The 20,424-nt window shown below is 69.1% G+C and carries 26 protein-coding genes; 5 read left to right on the plus strand and 21 right to left on the minus strand.

The window, feature by feature from the left end; translation table 11 throughout:
- Positions 1 to 29: 29 nt before the first annotated feature.
- The 7 genes from JOB34_RS15995 to JOB34_RS16025 all read right to left on the minus strand — a co-directional run bounded on the left by JOB34_RS15995 (position 30) and on the right by JOB34_RS16025 (position 6,186).
- Positions 30 to 563, minus strand: a complete 534-nt coding sequence (locus JOB34_RS15995; RefSeq protein ID WP_208053634.1) for a DinB family protein — start codon at positions 561 to 563, stop codon at positions 30 to 32.
- A gap of 53 nt (positions 564 to 616) precedes the next feature.
- The gene (locus JOB34_RS16000) at positions 617 to 1,111 is read right to left on the minus strand and encodes a cysteine dioxygenase family protein (RefSeq protein WP_208053635.1); all 495 of its coding nucleotides are present in this window, start codon (positions 1,109 to 1,111) and stop codon (positions 617 to 619) included.
- Positions 1,112 to 1,391: 280 nt separating this feature from the next.
- A complete protein-coding gene (locus tag JOB34_RS16005; protein WP_208053636.1) occupies positions 1,392 to 3,044 on the minus strand; it encodes a dihydroxyacetone kinase family protein in 1,653 nt (550 codons plus the stop codon).
- A 95-nt stretch (positions 3,045 to 3,139) separates the two neighbouring features.
- Positions 3,140 to 4,114 carry an alpha/beta fold hydrolase gene (locus tag JOB34_RS16010; RefSeq protein ID WP_208053637.1) on the minus strand — a complete coding sequence of 325 codons (975 nt, stop codon included), beginning with the start codon at positions 4,112 to 4,114 and terminating at the stop codon, positions 3,140 to 3,142.
- 68 nt (positions 4,115 to 4,182) lie between these two features.
- Positions 4,183 to 4,839: a VOC family protein gene (locus JOB34_RS16015; RefSeq protein WP_208053638.1), complete on the minus strand. Its 657-nt coding sequence runs from the start codon at positions 4,837 to 4,839 to the stop codon at positions 4,183 to 4,185.
- A 55-nt stretch (positions 4,840 to 4,894) separates the two neighbouring features.
- Positions 4,895 to 5,665: a helical backbone metal receptor gene (locus JOB34_RS16020; protein WP_208053639.1), complete on the minus strand. Its 771-nt coding sequence runs from the start codon at positions 5,663 to 5,665 to the stop codon at positions 4,895 to 4,897.
- Between the two features lie 92 nt (positions 5,666 to 5,757).
- Complete coding sequence (locus JOB34_RS16025; RefSeq protein WP_208053640.1) at positions 5,758 to 6,186, minus strand: class F sortase; 429 nt, start codon at positions 6,184 to 6,186, stop codon at positions 5,758 to 5,760.
- On the opposite strand from JOB34_RS16025, the gene JOB34_RS16030 reads away from it, so the two are divergent.
- Positions 6,179 to 6,364: a hypothetical protein gene (locus tag JOB34_RS16030; protein WP_208053641.1), complete on the plus strand. Its 186-nt coding sequence runs from the start codon at positions 6,179 to 6,181 to the stop codon at positions 6,362 to 6,364. The genes JOB34_RS16025 and JOB34_RS16030 overlap by 8 nt on opposite strands.
- Positions 6,365 to 6,471: 107 nt before the next feature.
- On the opposite strand, the gene JOB34_RS16035 is transcribed toward JOB34_RS16030, so the two are convergent.
- The 3 genes from JOB34_RS16035 to JOB34_RS16045 form a co-directional block, all read right to left on the minus strand.
- Positions 6,472 to 7,740, minus strand: coding sequence for an ice-binding family protein (locus tag JOB34_RS16035; protein ID WP_208053642.1), 1,269 nt, complete (start codon positions 7,738 to 7,740; stop codon positions 6,472 to 6,474).
- 255 nt (positions 7,741 to 7,995) lie between these two features.
- Complete coding sequence (locus JOB34_RS16040; RefSeq protein WP_208053643.1) at positions 7,996 to 9,069, minus strand: NAD-dependent epimerase/dehydratase family protein; 1,074 nt, start codon at positions 9,067 to 9,069, stop codon at positions 7,996 to 7,998.
- The gene (locus JOB34_RS16045; protein WP_208053644.1) at positions 9,066 to 9,419 is read right to left on the minus strand and encodes a Rieske (2Fe-2S) protein; all 354 of its coding nucleotides are present in this window, start codon (positions 9,417 to 9,419) and stop codon (positions 9,066 to 9,068) included. Before JOB34_RS16045 ends, JOB34_RS16040 begins: the two co-directional genes overlap by 4 nt.
- A 98-nt stretch (positions 9,420 to 9,517) precedes the next feature.
- On the opposite strand from JOB34_RS16045, the gene tdh reads away from it, so the two are divergent.
- Together tdh and JOB34_RS16055 are read left to right on the plus strand one after the other, a co-directional pair.
- Positions 9,518 to 10,555, plus strand: a complete 1,038-nt coding sequence (tdh, locus tag JOB34_RS16050; RefSeq protein ID WP_208053645.1) for an L-threonine 3-dehydrogenase — start codon at positions 9,518 to 9,520, stop codon at positions 10,553 to 10,555.
- A gap of 36 nt (positions 10,556 to 10,591) precedes the next feature.
- Positions 10,592 to 11,791: a glycine C-acetyltransferase gene (locus JOB34_RS16055; protein ID WP_208053646.1), complete on the plus strand. Its 1,200-nt coding sequence runs from the start codon at positions 10,592 to 10,594 to the stop codon at positions 11,789 to 11,791.
- Positions 11,792 to 11,834: 43 nt separating this feature from the next.
- Here JOB34_RS16055 and JOB34_RS16060 read toward each other — a convergent pair whose 3' ends face one another.
- The gene (locus JOB34_RS16060; RefSeq protein WP_208053647.1) at positions 11,835 to 13,316 is read right to left on the minus strand and encodes an MFS transporter; all 1,482 of its coding nucleotides are present in this window, start codon (positions 13,314 to 13,316) and stop codon (positions 11,835 to 11,837) included.
- A 55-nt stretch (positions 13,317 to 13,371) separates the two neighbouring features.
- On the opposite strand from JOB34_RS16060, the gene JOB34_RS16065 reads away from it, so the two are divergent.
- Positions 13,372 to 14,052 carry a hemerythrin domain-containing protein gene (locus JOB34_RS16065; protein ID WP_243758235.1) on the plus strand — a complete coding sequence of 227 codons (681 nt, stop codon included), beginning with the start codon at positions 13,372 to 13,374 and terminating at the stop codon, positions 14,050 to 14,052.
- A 183-nt stretch (positions 14,053 to 14,235) separates the two neighbouring features.
- Here JOB34_RS16065 and JOB34_RS16070 read toward each other — a convergent pair whose 3' ends face one another.
- From JOB34_RS16070 to JOB34_RS16115, 10 genes are all read right to left on the minus strand, one after another.
- Positions 14,236 to 15,162, minus strand: a complete 927-nt coding sequence (locus JOB34_RS16070; RefSeq protein ID WP_208053648.1) for a PRC and DUF2382 domain-containing protein — start codon at positions 15,160 to 15,162, stop codon at positions 14,236 to 14,238.
- Positions 15,163 to 15,264: 102 nt separating this feature from the next.
- Positions 15,265 to 16,065: a YsnF/AvaK domain-containing protein gene (locus JOB34_RS16075; RefSeq protein ID WP_208053649.1), complete on the minus strand. Its 801-nt coding sequence runs from the start codon at positions 16,063 to 16,065 to the stop codon at positions 15,265 to 15,267.
- A 152-nt stretch (positions 16,066 to 16,217) separates the two neighbouring features.
- A complete protein-coding gene (locus JOB34_RS16080) occupies positions 16,218 to 16,391 on the minus strand; it encodes a CsbD family protein (RefSeq protein WP_208053650.1) in 174 nt (57 codons plus the stop codon).
- Positions 16,392 to 16,406: 15 nt separating this feature from the next.
- Positions 16,407 to 17,006, minus strand: coding sequence for a hypothetical protein (locus JOB34_RS16085; protein WP_208053651.1), 600 nt, complete (start codon positions 17,004 to 17,006; stop codon positions 16,407 to 16,409).
- Positions 17,003 to 17,542 carry a DUF6286 domain-containing protein gene (locus tag JOB34_RS16090; protein ID WP_208053652.1) on the minus strand — a complete coding sequence of 180 codons (540 nt, stop codon included), beginning with the start codon at positions 17,540 to 17,542 and terminating at the stop codon, positions 17,003 to 17,005. Before JOB34_RS16090 ends, JOB34_RS16085 begins: the two co-directional genes overlap by 4 nt.
- The gene (locus JOB34_RS16095; protein ID WP_208053653.1) at positions 17,539 to 17,967 is read right to left on the minus strand and encodes a hypothetical protein; all 429 of its coding nucleotides are present in this window, start codon (positions 17,965 to 17,967) and stop codon (positions 17,539 to 17,541) included. Before JOB34_RS16095 ends, JOB34_RS16090 begins: the two co-directional genes overlap by 4 nt.
- Positions 17,960 to 18,136: a DUF2273 domain-containing protein gene (locus tag JOB34_RS16100; RefSeq protein WP_208048646.1), complete on the minus strand. Its 177-nt coding sequence runs from the start codon at positions 18,134 to 18,136 to the stop codon at positions 17,960 to 17,962. The genes JOB34_RS16095 and JOB34_RS16100 overlap by 8 nt, the downstream gene beginning before the upstream one ends.
- 47 nt (positions 18,137 to 18,183) lie before the next feature.
- Positions 18,184 to 18,483 carry a hypothetical protein gene (locus JOB34_RS16105; RefSeq protein ID WP_208053654.1) on the minus strand — a complete coding sequence of 100 codons (300 nt, stop codon included), beginning with the start codon at positions 18,481 to 18,483 and terminating at the stop codon, positions 18,184 to 18,186.
- On the minus strand, positions 18,483 to 18,797 hold the full coding sequence (locus JOB34_RS16110; protein ID WP_347813898.1) for a hypothetical protein: 315 nt from the start codon (positions 18,795 to 18,797) through the stop codon (positions 18,483 to 18,485). The genes JOB34_RS16105 and JOB34_RS16110 overlap by 1 nt, the downstream gene beginning before the upstream one ends.
- Positions 18,787 to 19,299: an Asp23/Gls24 family envelope stress response protein gene (locus JOB34_RS16115; protein WP_208053655.1), complete on the minus strand. Its 513-nt coding sequence runs from the start codon at positions 19,297 to 19,299 to the stop codon at positions 18,787 to 18,789. The genes JOB34_RS16110 and JOB34_RS16115 overlap by 11 nt, the downstream gene beginning before the upstream one ends.
- A 285-nt stretch (positions 19,300 to 19,584) precedes the next feature.
- On the opposite strand from JOB34_RS16115, the gene JOB34_RS16120 reads away from it, so the two are divergent.
- Complete coding sequence (locus tag JOB34_RS16120) at positions 19,585 to 20,421, plus strand: TetR/AcrR family transcriptional regulator C-terminal domain-containing protein (protein WP_208053656.1); 837 nt, start codon at positions 19,585 to 19,587, stop codon at positions 20,419 to 20,421.
- Positions 20,422 to 20,424 lie beyond the last annotated feature (3 nt).

A 20,424-nucleotide genomic window follows, 5' to 3' on the forward strand; every position in this document is an offset into this window, starting at 1 on the left:
GGTTCCACGCCTTCCGTCGAGCGCGTTGGTCAGGTACGCCGCTCGAGCAGCCCGCGCACGTACGCGGCCTGGCCGGCGTGCTGGGTGATGTCGTTCAGCACGGACACGACGCGGGCGCCGAGGGTGACCGGCGGGTCCCAGTGCTCATCGACCACGCGGTCGTAGTCGGCGGCCGAGACGCCCCGCAGCGCAGCGATCGTCGCCCGGTGGGTCGCCTCGTGATAGCCGGTCAACAGGGCAGGGTCGTCGACCGCGAACTCGCCGACCTCGGCGCTGGACTGGCCGTAGCCGAGTGCGTCGTCGTCGTACGGCAGGGCGAAGCGACCGACCCAGCCGTCCGCCGTCCAGACCTGGTCATCGCCGGTAAGGCCGGCGATGTGGTCGTCCTGCACCCGCGTCAGGTGCCAGACCAACCACCCCACGGAGTTCGCGTCGCGGTCGGGGCGCCAGGTCAGCTCCGCCGTACTGAGGTCGTGCACGATGCCCGGGATGAGCTCGTGGACCCGTTCGAACGCGTCGGTCAGGAGCGAACCAGCAAGAGCGGCAGCGGAATCCGAAGGCATGTCATCACCATGTCACGCGGCGCCCGTGCCGTCACGCGGCCGGAACCGATTCATCAGGCGTCGCCGGCGGTGTCGACGCCGAGCCGGTGCAGACGATCGCCCTGCAGCTCATACCGCGTCATGTCCGTCAGCGTCGGGGAGTAGGCGTGCACCGAGACGGCCAGCTCCGATCCGTCGTTCTGGACGTCGTGGACGTGGTCCGCGCCGAAGCCCTTGCCCTGGCCGTCGGTCAGGTCGGTGCGGCGGACGCCGTCGTGCCAGGCCTGCTCGACGAGTGCGCCGGAAACGACGACGAAGGCGCCCGAGGCGATGCCGTGGTCGTGCCATCCGGTGCCGGTGCCCGAGGGCCAGGCGATCGCCCAGACCTGCACGGCGGGGATCGATGCCAGCTCGATCCAGTGCCGTTCGGCGTGGTCCCGGCTGATCGAGGCGAGCGCGTTCAGGCGCCAGTCGTGCGCGAAGAGGTGGGCGATGTCGAGCAGTTGGTCCGGTGTGTGGACGCCGGTCCGCGGGGTGGAGGTGAGCGGGGCGGCAGTGAGAGTGGTCATGCGGGAGTCCTTCGAGGGGTGTGCAGACGGTCGGGCCGGCGAGGGGATCAGCCGCGGCGACAGCACTCGGCGCGCGGCTGATCCCCGGCGGTACACATGCCGCGGGCGCTGTGAGCACGCCCGGGCACACCCCTTCCCACCGGGAGGTCAGCGGTCGAGGAAACCTCGATACCACGCTGAGTTATCGAATTCATAACGCGAAGTTAGATGTGCTGGGCGGCGTGAGCCAGCCCAGGTCCACCATCCGGACGCTTCCCATGGCGTGGAAGGCGAGACCGGGTCAGTCCGACAGGGCGTCCAGCCAGACCGTGACCGCGACCGCGCCAGGGTCCGGATGGCCCTTGACCCGGTCGCCCAGGTAGCTGGAGCGCCCGCGACGCGCCACCTGGGACGTCGTCGCGTCGGAGCCCCGCCGTGCAGCCGCCTGGGCGGCACCCAGCCCCGCAGTGGCCTCGGTCGCAGCGGGCGCGAGCGCATCGACCATCGTGCGGTCGCCCGCCTTCGCGCCACCCAACTCCTGCACGCCCTCGCTGGCCGCCTGCAGGGCAGCTGCCCAATCACCATCTGCCCCGACGGCTTCGGCCGCCCTTAACAAGCCGGCCGCGTACAACGGGCCGGAGGTGCCACCGACCTCGCGGCGTACGACGGCTGCGAGCGCGCGCAGCTGATGACGTGCGTCACCGGTCTGCGGCTCTCCCAGCCACGAGCGGGCGCCGCGGGCCAGGGCGGTCCCGAGGTCGCCGTCGCCGACCACCTTGTCCATCAGGGTCAGCTCCTCCTCGGCCGCGAGGAGCGCGTTGCAGGCGCGCTCGATGCCGCCGGCGCAGATCCTGTCGTCGACGCCTTCCTCCTCCTGCGGACTCCAGGCAGCCGCGGGCACCTCCACCTGCACCAGGCCCGGCACGTCGGAGGCACCACGACTGGGCCAGCCGATCGATGCCGTCGGCGCGTCGAGGAGTGTGAGCAGGTCGGGGTGCACATCGGTCGCGAGCAGCGAGACCGAGCATCCGGCCATCTCCAGGCTGGTCATCACCAGACCCTGATAGAGACGGTCGACGCGAATGCCCTTTCGCTGCAGGAGGTTCACTGCAGCTCGCGCCACGATCGCCAACTCCATCGGCGGGGTGCCACCCGTGGAGTTGATGAGTGCGACGACGCCGGCGCCGGACTCGTATCCCCGGTCCTGTACGACGCCGTCCACCAGCCGCCCGGCCAGATCGTCCGCCGGCGCCATGTCGATGGAGGTGACGCCCGGTTCGCCGTGGATGCCGAGGCCGAGCTCGACGCCGTCCTCGGCGATGTCGGCACCGGGCTCGTCCGAACCCGGCACGACACACGGAGTGAGCCCCAGACCCATCGTGCCGACGCCGGTGGCGACGGCCTGGGCGAGCGCGGTGACGTCGTCCAGCGAACCGCCGCGTTCCGCGAGCGCCCCTGCGGTCTTGTGCACCAGCACCGTGCCGGCCAGGCCGCGACGTCCGGCGTTCTCGTCGTCGTCGGCGAGCGCCACATCGTCACCGACGACGACCATCCGCACGTCGTAGCCCTCGGAGCGCGCCAACTCCGCGGCCAGCCCGAAGTTCAACCGGTCGCCGGTGTAGGACTTCACGATCAGCAACGCGCCACCGGTGCCCGTGACGGCCCGGATACCGTCGAGCACGGCATCGACACTCGGCGAGGAGAAGACCCCGCCGCTGACCGCCGCGGTGAGCATGCCGCTCGCGACGTACCCGGCGTGCGCGGGTTCATGGCCTGCGCCGCCCCCGGAGATCAGGGCGACCGGCAGGTCGGTGTTCGGTCCGTGGCTCAGGCGGTCACGGCGTACGACGATGGTGCGGTCGCGCAGGATCGCGGTGCCCGGCTGGGTGAGCACCACCCCCTCCATCGACTCCCGCACCACCTCGAGCGGGTCGTTGATCAGCTTCTTGGCCATGAAAGCTCCATCCGGGTCGCCCCCTCACGTCGTCGTAGGGGTCTGCCGCCACCGTGGCCCTCGCCACGGCGACGCGCAAGGCATCCGCCGAGAAACTACCTCGGCAGGCCGCCCAGCCCCGGTGTCCCGACCAGCGGGAGCGCCGCCTGGCAGGACGGCTTGAATTTCGGCACCCGCGGTCCCAGCGCGTTCAGCACGTCCTGGATCGCGTTGTTGTCGTAGATGATTCCGAGGTGATCCGTGCCGTCGAGCGGGCACTGCTGCTGCAGGACGATGTTCGTCGCGCCGGGGCCCTTGAGGAACGCGTTGGTGTACGGCGTCACGACGTCGTCCAGCCGGGTCTCGATCACCGTGTAGTGCACCCCGGGCACGGTGTCGCCGTGCGCGTTCAGAGCTTTGGTGAAGGGCGAGGTGTTGAGCTGCTGGTCGAACGCGGGGGCGCCGGAAGCGCTCAGGAAGTCGACGCCCGTGGCGTTCTGGACCGCGCCGATCAGGCTCAGCACACCGAAGAAGCTCGTGCCGTAGTTGGACGGCGCGAGGCCGACGAGCGAATCGACCTTCGACGCACCGCCGAGGTTCTGCAGGTAATAGCGGGGCAGCGGACCGCCGCCCTGCGACCAGCCGACGATGTCGACCTTCGCGGCGCCTGTCTGCGCCAGCACCTTGTCCACGAACCCGGACACCTGTCGGGCCGAGGTCGGGATGTCGCCCATCGCGCCGATCACGCCGCCGGTGGAGGCGGTGAGCTGGGTGTCGCCGTAATTCAGTCCGTAGACGCAGTAGCCCTGGTCGGCGAGCAGCGGTCCGATCCGGGCGAAGGAGTGGGTGATGCGGGAGGTGGTGCCTTCCAGCAGCACCACCGGACGCGGGTGCGCCGCGCTCGGCGTACACGGCACGTTCACGCCGGGCGGGTTGGCATCAGGCGTGGAGACCCAGCTCGCGTAGCCCGAGACGGAACCGCCGACCGGGTAGTCGAGGGCGGCTGCCTGCGCGGGAGTCGTCTGCGCGACGCAGAAGCCGCCCACCAGGGCGACACCCGTGCACGCCTGACCGATACGTCGTCTCGTCATTACCGGAGAGTAACGCGATCCTCAGGCTGCGGTGAGACTCGCGTCACACCCGGATCCGGGGTCCGGGGTCAGCCCTCCCGGCCGCTCGTGGTGCACACGCACACCCGGTTGCCGTCCGGGTCGGCCAGCACCGTGAAGGCGGGCGCCTCCTCGTCGTCGACGACCGTGCCTCCCGCGGCGACGGCGGCTGCGATGCGGTCGGAGGCGACCTCTGGCGCAATCCATAGGTCGAAATGCCAGCGTTGACGGGGGGTCTCGTGCTCGTCGGTGCCTTGAAACCACAGGCTCGGCACGCGGCCGGTCGGGTCGAAGACGGAGTCGTGAATGCGGTTGTCCGGGCTGCCGGTGAGCAGCGCAGACCAGAACGGCCCGACGCGGTCGTCATCAGCAGTGTCGAGCGCCAGCTCCAGCTGTGTGACCTCGAGGGGTCGGGCGGCCAGGCCGTGCTCAGCGGCGATCCGGCTGACCTCCCCGGCCAGGTCGAGGTCCTTCTGCGTGACCCACAGCCCGGCCTCGTGGGTGCACAGCGACAGGTCCACCACGCCGTAGGTGAGGCGGACGTCCGGATGGTGGTTCGCGGACTCGGCCGCGTCAGCGACCGCAGTGATGAACTTCGCGGCAGCGGCGTAGTCGGGAACGGCGTAGCGGGCGTGCAGCGCCTGGGCGAGCTTGCGCCAGTCGTCCAGCCCCGCGGCGCGCATCTGTGCGTTATCGACAGTGTCCATCCTGCGACTCTGGCACGAGGGTCCGACAGCTGTGGGCGTTTCCGGCCCGGCAGGCTCAGCCGCCCGGTAGCGCCGGCCGCAACGCCTCCGTCAGCTCTGCTCGGGCGCTGACCAGCGACGGGCCGTACCAGGTGAGAGCGCGGCCGGAGACGAGCGCGGTCGGACTCGTGAACGCCTCGGGGCCGTCGTCGGCCGTGAACACGTACGGCTCGTCGGGCAGGACGACCAGCTGCGCGACACGCTCGATCTCGGCGACGTCCGCACGCGGGTAGCGCTCCTTATCGGCGTACGCGTTGACCAGGCCGAGCCGATGCAGCACGTCGCCGGCGAAGGTGCCGCCGCCGACGACCATCCAGGGGTCGCGCCACACCGCGATCGCCGCGGCGACCGACGGCAGCGTGGGCGGTGCCGCCCACACCTCCCAGGCGTCGGCCAGCCACTGCGGCCGCGGCCAGCCGAGGGCGGCGAACATCCGCGCGAGGGAATCCAACGCCTCTGCGACGCCGGTGATCTCGGTGACCCACACCGCGATCCCCGCATCACGCAGCCGCCGCACGTCCAGCTCTCGGTTCTCCTCCCTGTTGGCGATCACCAGGTCGGGTCGCAGCGCCCGGATCGCCGAGAGGTCCGGGTTCTTCGTGCCCCGCACCCGGCGTACGTCGAGATCGGCGGGATGCGTGCACCAGTCCGTCGCGCCGACGACGGCCTCCGGACGATCGTGCGCGAGCGCCTCGGTTAGCGACGGCACCAGGGAGACCACCCGGCGAGCCGGTGAGAGGAGGTCCAGCGGGTGTCCCAGATCATCGGGCGGCAGCACGCTGCTCATCCAACCCGCCTCCCCCGCCATGGGCCACACTGGTTGGCGACCAGGCCCATGCGTGTGGACCAGCGGTCAGGCGACCTATCAGCAGCGCACCTTCAGCGTGGGACGGTCCACACCACGAAGTTGTTGAGATGGTGACCCTTCACTACGCGGCTGGCCGGGTCGCAGGTGATCAGGACCACCACGGGCGACGGCGATGATCCCCAGACGGTCTGATCGGTCTGCAGGGTTGTCTTCGGCACCGATGCTGTGCGCGTCACGACGGCGTCTATCTGCCGGCCCGACGAGCAGGTGATCCGGAGCGGGGCCGCCGCCGCCACTTTCGTCAGGTTGTAGAAGTTGTCCGGACCGTCGTAGGTGACATGGCCGGCGATCACCGCTATGCCGTTCTGCCCCGGCTGCGCAGAACCGGAGTACCACATCGTGGTGCGCCGCGGCGGGTAGATCTGGCCCTGGGCATTGAGCCCCAGCGCCTTCACGTGCTCGTCGATGCCGATGGAGGCGATGGTGAGACCGATGGGCACACAACCGCCCTCCGGCGCCGTCGATCGGCTCGGCGTGCTGACCCCTCTCGGTACGGCGACGGTGCCACGCGTGCCCGCGCCGGTCTTCGACGTTCTTGTCCCGGGTGTCTCCTGCGAACCCCGCGACGAGGGGGTCGTGGGAGCCGACCTGCCTGCGCCAGCCGTGCCGGAGGTGTGAGGTCCGGGCACAGCCGCTGGCGCCGAGCAACCAGCGACGACGCAGCACACGGCGATCCACGAGACCCCCATGAGGGTTCGGCGCCTGCGGGCGGAATGTCCCACGCTCTAGTGTCGGCGGATCCGCCACATGGCGCCACCGGTGATCACGACAGCACCGCCACCCAGCAGAGCCAGCTCGAGAGGCCCTCGACCGCCGCTGCCCGACGGTCCGTCCGTGATGACTGCCGGGCCCGTCGTCGTGGTCCTGGTGCCCGTTCCAGTAGTCGGCGCGGTGTTCGTTCCGCTTCCAGTTCCTGTCGTCGACTCCGTACTCGTCGCACTTCGGGTGCCGGTGCCTGTACGCGTGCCGGTGCCTGTACGCGTGCCGGTGCTCGTTCCAGTACCGGTGCCCGTACCTGTGCCCGTGCCGGTTCCGGTTCCGGTTCCGGTAGTCGTCGGACTGCTGGTGCCGGTGGGCGCGCTGGTCGTGGAAGGGGGAGCCGTCGGACTGCTGGTCGTGGTAGGCGGAGCCGTCGGACTGCTGGTGCTCGTGGGCGGAGCCGTCGTACTAGTGGAGCTCGTGGGCGGAGCCGTCGTACTGCTGGTGCTGGTCGGCGGAGCCGTCGGACTGCTGGTGCTCGTGGGCGGCGCTGTGGGCGCGGTGCTGCAGGACGGTCTGGTGATGACGTTGGTGTCCAAAGTGACTGCGCCGTTGCGGGCCAGAAGTCGACCCTGCACCCTGGCCGTGGTCTTGGCGCTGATCGACGTCAGCGCGAGAACAGTGCCGACGAATGTCGAGCCGGTCCCCAACGTCGCAGAACTTCCCACCTGCCAATAGACGTTGCAGGAATTCGCACCATTGACGAATTGCACACGGCTGGCGGTGGCTGTGATGAGCGTGCTGGCGGACTGGAAGATGAAGACGGCGTTGGGATCCCCCTGAGCGTTGAGCGTCAGCGCCCCGGTCACGCCGAGGGTATTTCCTTTGTAGACCCCAGGCGTGAAAGTCCTGCCGCCCAACTCAGTGGCTACTGACGCCGTGGGCTTCTGGCCGGCCGCCTCGTTGTAGGCAGTGGTGAGGTCGCCCTTGGCTTGACGTGCGACGGCGTCGGCGCGGTGGATGGTCCCGTTCGTCACCCGGCCGGGCGGAAAGCCGGTGACCGCTGTACCGGGGCTGACACCCACGTTCCCGCTGATGGCAGAGGGTCCCGTGTTGGTGACGGTCGACCCCGCGAGGACGGCGAAGCTGGCGGCGGTCCCCAGGCCCACCGTCGGTTGCGCGGCGTCCGATTCAGCGACTCCGAAGGCCGATATGGCCACCACCAGCGACGTGACGCCGACGGGAAGAATGATGCGGCGCATTCTACGCCCAGAATTGTCTTCGGTATTGATCATGGGCCCCGACTTCCCGCGGTGTGCCTGTACAAACAGAGCACGCGACGCGGCTTGTCAAGTACGACGCTAACCCGTTCACTACCACGGAGTCAATGACTCCGCCATCATTTCCTGCGTTCGTCGGAAAATCCTCGAATATTGTCTCGACACTGCCCCAATGCGGACCGAATAGAGACGTTCACATAATCCCATTCTCGACTTTAGGGGCGTATATTGCCTCTGGCGATTCGCTACTCGCACGAATGCAGCGGTGGGTCAGGACCGCCGGCGACGACTGATGGGTCCGGCGGTCACCAGCGCGTGAATCCGGTTGAGCACCGAGCGCGGCCGTAGCGCCGGGCTACTCGTACCCGCGTTGTCCGCCATCCCGTCGATCGCGTCGGTCAAGACCTGGTGCGGGTCCTTGGACGGCCGCCATCCGAGGTCGTGGTGGGCGTGCGCACAATTCTGCAGCGGCACCGCGAAGGCCAGATCGATCCAGCCGGGGCTGAGCGGTTGCAGTCCGACCTTCCAGCTGCCCGCGACGATGGCCCGTAGGACGGTCGCCGGCACCTGGACGGGACGGGCGCCCAGGACGTCGGCGACGATCTCCCTCGTCAGCGGCTCGTCGGCGGCCAGGTTGAACTCCCCGCCCCGGCCCTGTTCGAGGACCCGGTCGAGAGCGTCCGCGACATCGTCGGAGTGCACCACCGGGATGGCGAACCGTCCGTCGAGCGGCAGCACCGGGAGGTACCGCAGCAGCCGCGCCGGGAAGTACGCCGGAAGTCCGTAGCGGTCGAGCGCGGCACCCGCGTCCCGTTGCATGACGATGCCGGGCCGGATCCGGGTGAGCGTCATCCCAGCCGGGTGGTCTTGGGCATAGGTGTCGAGCAGCCGCTCCGCCGCAGCCTTGTCGTTGCTGTACTGCGAGCTCGTCATGCCCGTATGCGGATAGGACTCCTCGACCGGCGTGTCGCTCGTCTTCGCGGCGTACGCGCCGACCGACGACATGTGCACGAAGTGGCCGACACCCGCACGGTCGGCAGCCGCCAGGACGGCCGCCGTGCCTCCCACGCCCACCCGGGTCAGATAGTCGGGCCGCCGGGTCGGTTGGAACGCCCAGGCGAGGTGCACGACGGCATCCACACCGGTCATCGCCTCGTCCAGCGCCGCGGGTGCGGAGTCTTCGCTGAGATCCACCCGCTGCCAGCGCACATTGTCGTACGGCGGCTCGGACGGCGGCGGCCGGCGGGCCAGCCCGACGATCTCCACGTCCTCGCGACCGGCCAATCGGCGCAGCAGGGCGGTGCCGATGTTGCCGCTGGCGCCGGTGATCAGCAGCCGGGTCATTCGACGTCCAACCCGTGCGACGTGCGCACCAGCCGGCCCACCCGCAGCTTGATCCGCCGGCCGTAGGACAGGACGAGCGCGGTGTAGCCCGGTGTGTCGCCGTGGTATCCGAGGAAGCCTCGCGGCCCCGCGACCATCGCCCCGGTCACCACGTCGTACCGGCTCTGGTGCCATGGGCACACGAGGCAACCCTCGGCATCCACATGCCCCTCACTCAGGTCGGCGAGCTGGTGACGACACCGGCGGGATACGGCGAAGTCCTGGCCGTTGCTGTTGCCCACGGCCCACCGGCCGTGACGGCGGACCGATCCTGGGGGAAGGTCGCCGGCGCGCGGCTGCTGTTCGCTCATGCTCGTGCGGTACCCGTTCGAGGCGATGGTGACGCACAGGCCGCGCCCGCCCGACCGCGGCGGCCGGCCCGGACGGCGTGCGGGCATACTTCGTACACGTGCGTGCCCTAGCCAAGACCTCCGCCGCTCCCGGCCTCGAACTGATCGACGCCCCCGAACCGGACTGCGGACCCGACGACGTGATGATCCGGGTGCTGCGCACCGGCCTGTGCGGCACCGACCTGCACCTGGAGCAGTGGGACGAGTGGGCGGCCTCCACGCTGCGCGTGCCGCAGATCATCGGCCATGAGTTCTTCGGCGAGGTCGCGCGCGTCGGCGCCCACGTGACGAGCGTCCGGGTGGGCCAACGCGTTTCGGGCGAGGGCCACATCGTGTGCGGTGAGTGCCGCAACTGCCGGGCCGGGCGGCGGAACCTGTGCATCCGCACGATCGGGATCGGCGTCAACCGGGACGGCGCGTTCGCCGACTACGTCGTGATCCCGGCGACCAACGCCTGGGTGCAGCCCGATGACATGGACCCCGACGTGGGCGCGGTCTTCGACCCGTTCGGCAACGCCACGCACACCGCGTTGTCCTTCCCGATCGCGGGCGAGGACATCCTGGTCACCGGCGCGGGCCCGATCGGCGTGATGGGCGCGGCGATCGCCAAGCACGTCGGCGCGCGCAACGTCGTGGTCACCGACATCAGCGACTACCGCCTCGCGCTGGCCGAGGCGGCCGGCGCGGACCGGGTGGTCAACGTCTCGCGCGAGCGCATCGGCGACGCGCAGCGCGAGCTGGGGATGCGCGAGGGCTTCGACATCGCCCTGGAGATGTCCGGCCATCCAGCGGCGGTCGAGGAGATGCTCGCGAACATGAACCACGGCGGACGCATCGCGATGCTCGGGCTGCCCGCGGGTCCGTTCGCCATCGACTGGGGACGGGTGATCACCCACATGATCACCATCAAGGGCATCTACGGCCGCGAGATGTACGACACCTGGTACGCCATGAGCGCGATGCTGCAGTCCTCAGGTCCGCTCGAGCACGCGGTGCGCTCGGTCATCACCCACCGCTTCCCCGCGGAAGAGTGGCAGCAGGCGTTCGATACCGCCCGATCGGGCGAGTGCGGCAAAGTCGTCATGGACTGGAGCTGACGCCACCGCGTCGCTCCCTCACCCGAGGAGACACCGATGTACGACATCAAGGACGATCTGGCCGCGACCCTCGCCGAGATCGAGGACGCGGGCCTGACCAAGCACGAGCGTGAGCTCACCTCACCGCAGTCCTCCCACGTGCGCACGAAGCAGGGTGAGGCACTGAACTTCTGCGCCAATAACTACCTCGGCCTGGCCGACCATCCCGAGATCGTGGCCGCGGCCACCGATGCGTTGCAGCAGTGGGGTTTCGGAATGGCGTCGGTCCGCTTCATCTGCGGGACCCAGTCCCAGCACGCCGAGCTCGAACGCCGTATCGCCGACTTCGTCGGGCAGGAGGCCGCGATCCTCTACTCCTCCTGCTTCGACGCCAACGGCGGCACCTTCGAGGTGCTGTTCGACGCGCAGGACGCGATCATCTCCGACGCCCTCAACCACGCCTCGCTCATCGACGGCATCCGACTGTCCAAGGCGAAGCGCTACCGCTACCAGAACGCTGACATGGCCGACCTGCGTACGCAGCTGGAGGCGGCCCGGGACGCGGGTGCCCGGCGTACCGTCGTCGTCACCGACGGGGTCTTCTCGATGGACGGCTACTACGCGCCGCTGGACGAGATCTGCGACCTGGCAGAGGAGTTCGGCGCCCTGGTGATGGTCGACGACTCGCACGCGGTCGGCTTCGTCGGCGACGGCGGACGCGGGACGCACGAGTTGAAGGGTGTGCTGGACCGGGTCGACATCGTGACCGGCACCCTCGGCAAGGCCCTCGGCGGAGCCTCCGGCGGGTACGTCGCCGCGCACCGGGAGATCGTCGACCTGCTGCGCCAGCGCTCGCGTCCCTACCTCTTCTCCAACGCCGTCGCGCCGAGCGTGGTCGCCGGCTCGCTCAAGGCGCTCGAACTCGCCGCGACCTCGACCGACCAGCGGGAAGCGTTGCGGCGCAACACGTGTCTCTTCCGCGAGCTGATGACCGATGCCGGTTTCGAGCTGCTGCCCGGCGGTCACCCGATCGTCCCGGTCATGTTCCCGGGCGAGGACGGCGCCCGCACCGCGGCCCAGGTCGCCGATGCCATGCTCGAGCGGGGTGTCTACGTGATCGCCTTCTCCTACCCCGTCGTACCGCAGGGCAAGGCGCGCATCCGCGTGCAGCTGTCGGCCGCGCACAGCGAGGACGACGTGCGCACCTGCGTGCAGGCGTTCGTCGACGCACGCGACGAGGTCACCGCAGGCAGCTGAGGCTGCCCCGCGGTGACCGTCGTCGGTGGGGGTGGATCCCCCGTCAGTGCTCCTCCACCGCGTGGGAGTCGGTGAGCGTCAGGGCGCCGCCGATGGCGATGACACCGACGACCGCCGCCAGCACGGCGTAGGTGATGCGCTCGCCGTGGAAGAACGACGCCACGAGGGCACTGCTCCAGGTGCCTGCCGGCAGCTGCGTGGTGACCAGCGCGGCGATGAGCGTGCCGACGATCGCGGTGCCGACGCTCGTGCCGACCTCCTGTGCCGTGTCGTTCAGTGCCGCGCCTATCGACGTGCGGTTGGCCGGCATCGCATCGATTAGAGCGACCGCACAGATGGTCATCACGGTGCGCAGTCCGATGGTCATCAGGACCATCGAGGCCGCGATCGCGGCGTACCCGTGACTGACGCCCCACGACAGGCCCACCAGGGAGAGGGTCAGGCAGACGGCGCCGACCAGGCAGGCGATGCGGTGGCCGAAGCGCTTGCCCAGCCACTCCGACAACGGGGTCGCCGCGAGCATCGTGATGATGAGCGGCAGGTTGGCGAGACCGGCCTTGACCGGGCTCCAGCCGTACGCGTACTGGAAGTGCAGGATCAGACCGAAGAGCACCGCGGCCATCGCGATGGAGGTGCCGATCTGGGCGAGCACGGCGCCGCGAGCGGTGCCGTTGGACATGATCGACAGATCAAGCATCGGTGCGGCGCTTCGACGCTCGTGCCAGACCCAGGCGACGGCGGCGGCGATCGCGCCGGCGATCGAGGCGAGGGTGATCGCCGAGAGCCAGCCGTGCTGCACGCCACTGGTCAGCGAGTAGCAGGCGAGGCCGATCATGGTGATGCTGAGGAGCGCACCCGGCAGGTCGAGGCGGTCCTTGGTCAGGTCCTCGGGACGGTCCGCACGCACTCCGAGGCGCACGCCGATGCACGCGATCAGCGCGATCGGGGCGTTGACGACCAGCAGCCACTCCCACCGCACGTGCGCCAGGGCGGTCCCGCCGAGCAGCGGGCCGAGGATGAAGCCGGACATGCCGACGACGATCATCACGGTGACCGCGCGCATCCGCAGGTCCTTGTCGTCGAAGAGGCGGAAGACCAGGGAGTTGGTGATGGGCGCCATCGCGGCGGCCGCGATGCCCAGTGCCGCACGCAGCGCGATCAGCTCACCGGTCGACTCGACGAAGATCACGGCCAGGCTGAGCACACCGAACAGCGCGAGGCCGGCGAGCAGGACCCGACGCCGCCCGAGACGGTCGGCGATCGATCCGGACGTGAGCAGCAGCCCACCGAACGTCAGTGAGTACGCGCCGGTCACCCACTGCAGCGCGGTCGTGCCGCTGCCGAGGCTGCGACCGATCGTGGGCAGGGCGATCGACAGCAGAGTGTTGTCGACCATCTCGACGAAGAACGCCAGGCAGAGGGCGGCCAGCGGGATCCAGGCCGCGCGCAACGACGTGTAGGTGTGCGGCGCCGGCGCCTTGACGGCGATGTCGGCGGTGTCTGCAGGGGACGTGGTGTCTGTCATGGCGGCCTCCTCAGGGTGACGGACGAGCTCGGTGGTCATGCCGACGAATTTAGGGATGCGTGCTTTCAACGCGGTTTCATCCCGGTTTCACGCCGCGCGCCCGCGCCACACCACCCGTCTGCGTTCCGCCAGGGCGCGCGGCCGGTCGGCCTCCCCCCCAGCCTCCGATCGGCCGACTATCGTCGGTGAGAAGAACGAGCGCCCACCAGCGCGCTCGTCACAAGGAGATCGCTTCATGAGCTCAGACGCCATCGTTCTGCTCAAAGACGACCACAAGCGCATCAAGAAACTGTTCCGAGACTTCCAAGCCGCCGGCGAGAACGCCACGAAGACCAAAGGCGACCTCGTCACCAAGATCATCGAGGCGCTGACGGTGCACACCTACCTGGAGAACGAGGTCATGTACCCCGAGGTGCGCACGTTGCTTCCCGACCTCGAGGAGGACGTGCTCGAGTCCTACGAGGAGCACCACGTGGCGGACGTGCTGTGTACCGAGTTGTTCGCCATGCAGCCCTCCGACGAACGATTCGACGCCAAGACCACCGTCCTGATCGAGAACGTCACCCACCACATCGATGAGGAAGAGAACGACTGGTTCCCGAAAGTCCGCGCGGGGCTGAGCCGGAAAACGCTGCAGGACATCGGCGCTCAGATGGCCGACATGCGCGACAAGGCACCTCGGTCCCCTGCCCAGCCGTCGGCCCTCAAGAAAACCGTCGACGCCATCATCAGATAGCCACCCGCCCGCCTGACGGCTCCTGAGTACACGGCGGTCGGCCAACAGGGGCGGCTGCACCCGCACGACACGCACACCACGGCCGAGGGCCGAGGGCCGAGGGCCGAGGGCCGAGGGCCGAGGGCCGAGGGCCGAGCATGGCCACGCCGCGCCCCCGGACGGGAGGCGCGGCGCGGCATGACCTCAATGGTTGGTGTCGTCGTCCCCGCGGGTCTCGGTGCGCTCGCCGGTGTCGGTCTCGATCTGCTCCTTGCGGACCTGCTCGGTGACCTGCTGCTCACCGGTGACAGTCGCGGTGTCGAGCTTCACGCGCTCCACCGGGACAGTCTCCTTCTGCACGACGGGCTCCTCGGCGTGCAACGTCACCTCGTGCTCCTCCTCGGTGAACTCTCCGCCGGACATCGCTGCGCCGCGGTTCTCATCGGTGATGGGCTCACGAACCACCCGCACCTCTTCGTGGCTGACCGGGACCGTCGTCGTGACGTCCTCGGTTGTCACGAACTTGCGCAGGCGCGCCCGGCCCGTCTCACGGGTCTCGGTACCGACGTGCACCTGCTCCTCCGAGCGGGTCATAGCCCCGTCGGTGGTCGGACCCGACGTGTCCTGCCCGACGATGCCGGGTTCACCCGCGCGGTCACGACGATCGTGGCCACCGTCGCCGGCGGCGGCCAGCTGAGCGTCCTGCTCACTCTCGTGGTCATGCGCAGCGTGATCGGCGTGGTCGTGGTCCGCGTGATCGTGGTCATGGTCGGCGTGGTCGTGCGTCATGCCCTGCTCATCGCCGCCGACCGCCGACGTGCCGTAGTTCAGCCCGTAGTACTCGTACAGCTTCTGCTCCTGCTCGACGTCCAGGTGATGGTCGGCGTCGACGCGGGGGGCGTCCTTGACCTTGTCCTTGCTGTAGGGGACCTTCAGGTCGTTGCCGTCGACGTCCCCGTCGCGCAGGGGTACGAAGGTCTCAGCCGTACCGAAGAGCCCGGTCTTGACCGTGACCCACTCGGGCTGCCCCGACTGGTCGTCCAGGTAGATCTGACCGACGGAGCCGATCTTGGAACCATCGCTGTCGACCACGTTGCCGGTCACGGCCTGGATCTGTTCTGTGGAAACCATGCGGTCAATCCTTTGTGTAGTGGGATGAGCACGAGGTGCCTACCCGGCAGCGCCGGGGTCTTGGGGCCGGATGGCTCGCTGTGCGCGCCACCCGGAAGGAAGCTAGGAACTGGGGGAAGGGGCGCCGTCGAGGTCGTCATCGACCGCGATGTGCTCGGTGCGCACCTGATCGGCGACCTCCTGCTGGCCGGCGACCCGTTCGACGGTGATGCGGACCGATTCGACCGGGCGGGTCTGCATGGTGAATACGGGCACTTCCGCGTGCAGGACCATGACGTGTTCCTGCTGCTCGACCCATTCCGTGTCGCTGTCCGGACTGTCGCCGGTGATGTCCATCCGGTCCACGCGTAGCTCCTCGCGTCGGACCGACACGGTGATGGTCTGTTCCTCGGTGATGACGACCTTGCGGAACCGCACCTTGGTCGACGGGCGACGCCGGGTGCCGGTGCGCAGCTGCTCTTCACGCAGAAGCATCACGTCCGCGTCAGCAGGATCAAGGACGTGATTCGATCCCTGCGAGTTGCGTCCGGGCCGCGAGCTCTCCTGCTGTGCCGGCGGCTCAGGTGCTACATCCCCCGCGTGAGCGGTGGTGTTGCCGCCGGAAGCCATGGCGTAGTGCACACGAAGTGTCTGTTCCTGCCCGATGTCAAGGTGCCGGACCGCCTCGACACGCGGGGCTGCGGCGATTACGGCCGCCGAGTGAGGGAACCTCAAGCCCCGGCCATCTGCCTGAGCGTCCCCTAAGGGGATGAACACCTCAGACCTTCCAGCGGGCCCCGTTGTGACGCTGACCCACGCGGGCTCTCCGCTCCGATCATCGAGGTAGATCCGGCCGATCGCACCGATCGTGGTGCCGGCGCTGTCGATCGCCGGGCCACCGGCGAGGCCGCGGATCTGTGCCATGGAGATCACGTGCGTTCCTTTGAACGAGGGTGTGATGCGCCCGTGTCACACACGGTGGTGTGTCGGGCCCGACGACGGCGCCGGACACCTGCGGGGGTCGTGCGCGACCGGGGTCGCCGGCGGACCCCCACAGGGTCGAGCTGCAGGGTGGGTCAGTTGCCGAACGTGTCCTTGACGTCGTCGCCGACTTTCTTGGCCGACGCCTTGCCCTGGTCGGCCCGGCCCTCGGCCTGCAGGCTCCTGTCGCCGGTCGCGTCGCCCGCACTCTTCTTGGTCTTGCCCTGCAGGCTCTCGGCGGCGTGCTTGGCCTTGTCCATCCATCCCATGAGATCTCCTAGTGACTAGCTGGTCGAGGGCACCCGTGCGGATGCATCGGATTTCCGGTCACTACGTGGTGACCGGGGCTGGTCGAGCAGGACGCGTGCGGTGACGCCCTGGTCGGGGAACGCGGATCGCAGCTGCGTCCTCAGGGCCTGTGTCGCCTCGTGGATGCTGGTGCCGTCGGCCTGTTTGTCCAGATGGGCGGTGACCAGCACCGTGGTCGCGGCCCCGGCCTGGCTGCTGCTGGCCTTGACGGACGTGAAGGGGCCGGACTTCTGCAACGAGTCCGCCACTGCGGACGCCAACGACGCGGTGTCCAGGATGATCGTCCCTCGAGGGTCGCTCTGGGGCATCTTCGTCTGCTTGGTCGTGGTATTCCGCAGATGCGCAAGCAGCCACCACATGCCGATCAGGCCCAGGACCAACGTGACCGCTGCGAAGGCCCACGGCCACCAGCTGCTGGCCGCCCAGGTCGGTAGCGACCCCAGCGAGATGCGGCGCGAGTAGCCGTGTAGCACCAGGTGGTAGCGCCAGTCGATCAGCACCAGTCCCAACGCGATCGACAACAGCGCGATGACGATCGTGGCGAGGCGGTCGAGCTTGTACGGCGCGCGGCTCATGCGGTGACCTCCTGAGTGTCGACCTTCACCGGCAGGTCGCTCAGCCGACCGATGCGGTCGTGGATCTGCTTCGTGGCGGTCTGGACGATCTGGTCCTGCTCGGCTCCGGGCGTGGTGTGCAGCCGGACCCGGACGCGGCGACGGGACACCTTCGAGTGCGCCTGCAGGACCCCGGGCACGTCCTCACCGGCGGCCTTGGCCAGTCGACCGAGCGCCGCGGGCGCGATCCACACGTCGGCGGATTCGTCCTCGTCGGGGACCAACTGATGGGTGGATCGGCGCGGTTTGAACGAGACATAGAGCAGCAGCACCCCGACCAGGAGAGCGAGCACGGCCAGCGGAACGACCCAATCGGCCCGGGTGGAGTGGTTGACGCCGTCGATGGCGCCGCGAGCCCAGGCGTGCCCAGCGGCCCAGCCCTGGGTGACGAGCAGGTCATGGAGTCCGATGACAGCCAGGGCGATCAGGGCGGCAGCGACCAGCAGACCGGTCACCGCAGCCACTGGGGTGGCACGGGGCGTGTTCCGGGTACTCATCGGACCCTCCGTTCCGGTGCGCCGACCTGGTCGGCGGTGAGGACGTGCACGGTGACGTCGACACGACGTACGTCGCTGCCGGACAGGCGGCTGGTCTCCGTGCGCACCTGGTCGCGAGTGGTGGAGGCGATGTCCTCGACCACCCCGGGCCAGGCCACGGCTATATCCAGCGCGATCCAGCTGGAAGCGCCCCGGATGCTCACCGCGGCGTGCGGGTACCCGCGGCCGCGCAGCTTGTCGATGTTGGAGCGGTAACTCACCGTGCCGACTACGTCGGCAGCGATGTGTTCGGCCAGGTGCTCGATGGCGGCAGAGCGCACGTCCAGGGTGCCGCGGGTGGATGCTTCGTGGGCCGGCTCGGACGTCGTCGGTGCGGTATCGGCGGCCATCTCCTGAACGGTGCCCGCCGCAGGCGAGTCACTCACGCTTGCCACGGACCAACGCCGCCAGGTCCAGTTCACCGTCGACCTGGGCACCGACCAGATAGCCGATCACACCCAGCACGAGAGCGAGCAGGAAGCCGGTGAAGCCGTCGATCGCGATGGCGATCGCCATCAGCAGTCCGGCGAGCAGGCCGAGAGCAGAGCGTGTCATGAGGTTCTCCTTGGGAGAGGTTCGGTGGTGCTGAACGGGTGGGGGAGTCACAGCCGGCCGTACCGGCGCGACCCGGGCCACCCGGAGGGAAGGATCCGACGCATCGTTCGCGCTGCACGGCGGGTATTGCCGCGCACCGACGACAGGCGCCCGTGCCGCACGATGTCCGGCACGGGCCCCTGACCCGCGGCGTGCGGGGCAGCGGCGGTCACCCCGAGTCGGTGGTCGAGCTCCGCCATCGCGGCCACGTACTCCTGCGAGTCGCCCCCAAGATCCGGGTGCAGTCGTCGCGCGACCGCACGTCGCGCCGCGGCGTGATCAGGGGTGCGGTCCGCGTCGGAGGTCATCAACCCTGGTCGCCGGCAGCGGCAACGTCCTCGATGGTGACGTCCACCCGGCCGGGTGCGACCCGTTGCACGGCCGTCCGTACGGCCTGCGCCGTCGTCATGGCTGTGGCTCCCCAGGCGAGGACGATATGCACGTCGTATCCGTCGTCCAAGGTGCGGACGCCGGCAACCCGACGTCCGGGCAGATAGGTTGCGACCTCACCGAACGCGCCGGCGTGCAGCCCGTGCACACCGGGAGTGGCCAGCACCGCATCCGTGATGACGTCGGCCATCTGCGACGAGCCGCCCTGGGGCTCCGCTGGGTCACTCGACACGCGACTGCTGCTGCGAATCGTCATCGTCGGATCCGTCGTCCAGGAACACGTCGTGCACCGTGATGTTGACCTCGGTCACTTCCAGCCCGGTCATCTGCTCCACGGTGGAGATCACGTTGCGGCGTACACCGGCGGCAAGGTCCACGATCGCGACGCCGTACTCGGCGACCAGGTCGACATCGACCGCGGCCTGACGCTCCCCGACCTCCACCGTGACGCCCTGGGAGTGGTTGGTGCGCGACCCGGGGATCCGGTCGCGCAGTGCGCCCACGGCCCGTGCAGCTCCGCCACCGAGGGCATGCACTCCCGATACCTCGCGGGTGGAGATACCGGCAATCTTGGCCACGACCGTGTCGGCGATGGACGTGCTGCCCTGTGACGTCACCAGCGGGCTGTTGTCCTCGCGTGTCGACACCTCCGAGCTGTTCTTGCCGGAGGCAGATTTCGTCGAGGTGGGAGTCTTCGTGGTGCCGGCCGATGAGCCGGCGTGGGTGTCTGTCATGGCTGCTGCCTTCGATAGCTGCGGATGTTCAAGAGAGGTCTCGGTGCGTTCGGCGGATGCGGCGGCGGGCGACCATCGGTCGCCTGCCTAGTGCCCCATGACCACCGCGAGGTCGGGGCGGCGGGCCGTTGTGTACACCGTATACGGAAAAGCGTACGGTGTACACAAGCGTTGTCGGGCCGCGTCGCGAAAGGGCGAACGGTCATCGGGAAGCCCTCGATCTCAAATCGAGACCGGGCCAGCACACCGCAGAGCAGGATGGACCTGCAAAGGTCAGGTGGTGTGGTGAGACAACTCGGGAACGGTTCCAGCACGGGCGCACGACGGCGGCTGTCCCTGGAACAGATCGTGGCGGCGACGGTGGCCATGATCGACGAGGAAGGCATCGCCGCCGCCTCGATGCGCACCGTGGCACGCCGACTGCGCGTGCAACCGATGGCTCTGTACAGGTACGTCGAGAACCGCGAGGACCTGTTCGACGCTGTGGTCGACCACATCGTGAACGAACTCGATCACGACCCGGACATTCCGAGAGCCACCGCCGAGACCGACTGGCGTTCGTATTTGACCGGCCTGGCATGGGGTGTCCGCCGGTACGCGCGCGCCCATCCCCACGCGTTCCCGCTCGTCGCGACGCGCCCACCGAGTGCTCCATGGATCAACCCACCGCTGCGATCGCTGCGCTGGATCGAGACCCTGCTGCAGCACCTGTCGGAGGCCGGGTTCACCGACGAGCAGGTGCTTTTCACCTACCGCTCCTTCAACAGCTTTCTTCTCGGCCACCTGCTGCTGGAGACCAGCGCGATGGTCATCCAGGACCCCAAACCGGGCGACGGATCCTTCCAGGCCGGCGACGACAGCGGGTCCCACGACCCCGTCGAACCCGCCGACCCCGTCCCGGGTTCCATCAGCCCCACGCGTACGACCGCCGATCGCGAGGAGATCGCGGATGCGGCGGACGGGGGCGCCAGTGAACTCATCGGCGTCGCCCCGGACGACTACCCCGTGATCCACCGCCTACGTGAGGGCCTGACAGAAGACCGGTTCGAAGCGGAGTTCGGGGCGGGCCTGGACATCCTGCTCGACCGGATCGACACCGAGCTCGGCGATCGGGATGCCTGACCT

It is taken from the genome of Allobranchiibius sp. GilTou38 (assembly GCF_017565325.1).
Lineage (GTDB): Bacteria > Actinomycetota > Actinomycetes > Actinomycetales > Dermatophilaceae > Allobranchiibius > Allobranchiibius huperziae.

Bases quoted from the DNA above. Each gene is read 5' to 3' on its own strand.
- JOB34_RS16085 (WP_208053651.1), bottom strand. From the start codon at position 17,006: ATGAGCCGCGCGCCGTACAAGCTCGACCGCCTCGCCACGATCGTCATC.
- JOB34_RS16000 (WP_208053635.1), bottom strand. From the start codon at position 1,111: ATGACCACTCTCACTGCCGCCCCGCTCACCTCCACCCCGCGGACCGGC.
- JOB34_RS16010 (WP_208053637.1), bottom strand. From the start codon at position 4,114: ATGACGAGACGACGTATCGGTCAGGCGTGCACGGGTGTCGCCCTGGTG.
- JOB34_RS16030 (WP_208053641.1), top strand. From the start codon at position 6,179: ATGGGCACACAACCGCCCTCCGGCGCCGTCGATCGGCTCGGCGTGCTG.
- JOB34_RS16090 (WP_208053652.1), bottom strand. From the start codon at position 17,542: ATGAGTACCCGGAACACGCCCCGTGCCACCCCAGTGGCTGCGGTGACC.
- JOB34_RS16075 (WP_208053649.1), bottom strand. From the start codon at position 16,065: ATGGCACAGATCCGCGGCCTCGCCGGTGGCCCGGCGATCGACAGCGCC.
- JOB34_RS16100 (WP_208048646.1), bottom strand. From the start codon at position 18,136: ATGACACGCTCTGCTCTCGGCCTGCTCGCCGGACTGCTGATGGCGATC.
- JOB34_RS16115 (WP_208053655.1), bottom strand. From the start codon at position 19,299: ATGACAGACACCCACGCCGGCTCATCGGCCGGCACCACGAAGACTCCC.
- JOB34_RS16065 (WP_243758235.1), top strand. From the start codon at position 13,372: ATGCGTGCTTTCAACGCGGTTTCATCCCGGTTTCACGCCGCGCGCCCG.
- JOB34_RS16005 (WP_208053636.1), bottom strand. From the start codon at position 3,044: ATGGCCAAGAAGCTGATCAACGACCCGCTCGAGGTGGTGCGGGAGTCG.
- JOB34_RS16020 (WP_208053639.1), bottom strand. From the start codon at position 5,665: ATGAGCAGCGTGCTGCCGCCCGATGATCTGGGACACCCGCTGGACCTC.
- JOB34_RS16045 (WP_208053644.1), bottom strand. From the start codon at position 9,419: ATGAGCGAACAGCAGCCGCGCGCCGGCGACCTTCCCCCAGGATCGGTC.
- JOB34_RS16060 (WP_208053647.1), bottom strand. From the start codon at position 13,316: ATGACAGACACCACGTCCCCTGCAGACACCGCCGACATCGCCGTCAAG.
- JOB34_RS16040 (WP_208053643.1), bottom strand. From the start codon at position 9,069: ATGACCCGGCTGCTGATCACCGGCGCCAGCGGCAACATCGGCACCGCC.
- JOB34_RS16070 (WP_208053648.1), bottom strand. From the start codon at position 15,162: ATGGTTTCCACAGAACAGATCCAGGCCGTGACCGGCAACGTGGTCGAC.
- JOB34_RS16035 (WP_208053642.1), bottom strand. From the start codon at position 7,740: ATGATCAATACCGAAGACAATTCTGGGCGTAGAATGCGCCGCATCATT.
- JOB34_RS16015 (WP_208053638.1), bottom strand. From the start codon at position 4,839: ATGGACACTGTCGATAACGCACAGATGCGCGCCGCGGGGCTGGACGAC.
- JOB34_RS16080 (WP_208053650.1), bottom strand. From the start codon at position 16,391: ATGGGATGGATGGACAAGGCCAAGCACGCCGCCGAGAGCCTGCAGGGC.
- JOB34_RS16055 (WP_208053646.1), top strand. From the start codon at position 10,592: ATGTACGACATCAAGGACGATCTGGCCGCGACCCTCGCCGAGATCGAG.
- JOB34_RS16105 (WP_208053654.1), bottom strand. From the start codon at position 18,483: ATGACCTCCGACGCGGACCGCACCCCTGATCACGCCGCGGCGCGACGT.
- JOB34_RS15995 (WP_208053634.1), bottom strand. From the start codon at position 563: ATGCCTTCGGATTCCGCTGCCGCTCTTGCTGGTTCGCTCCTGACCGAC.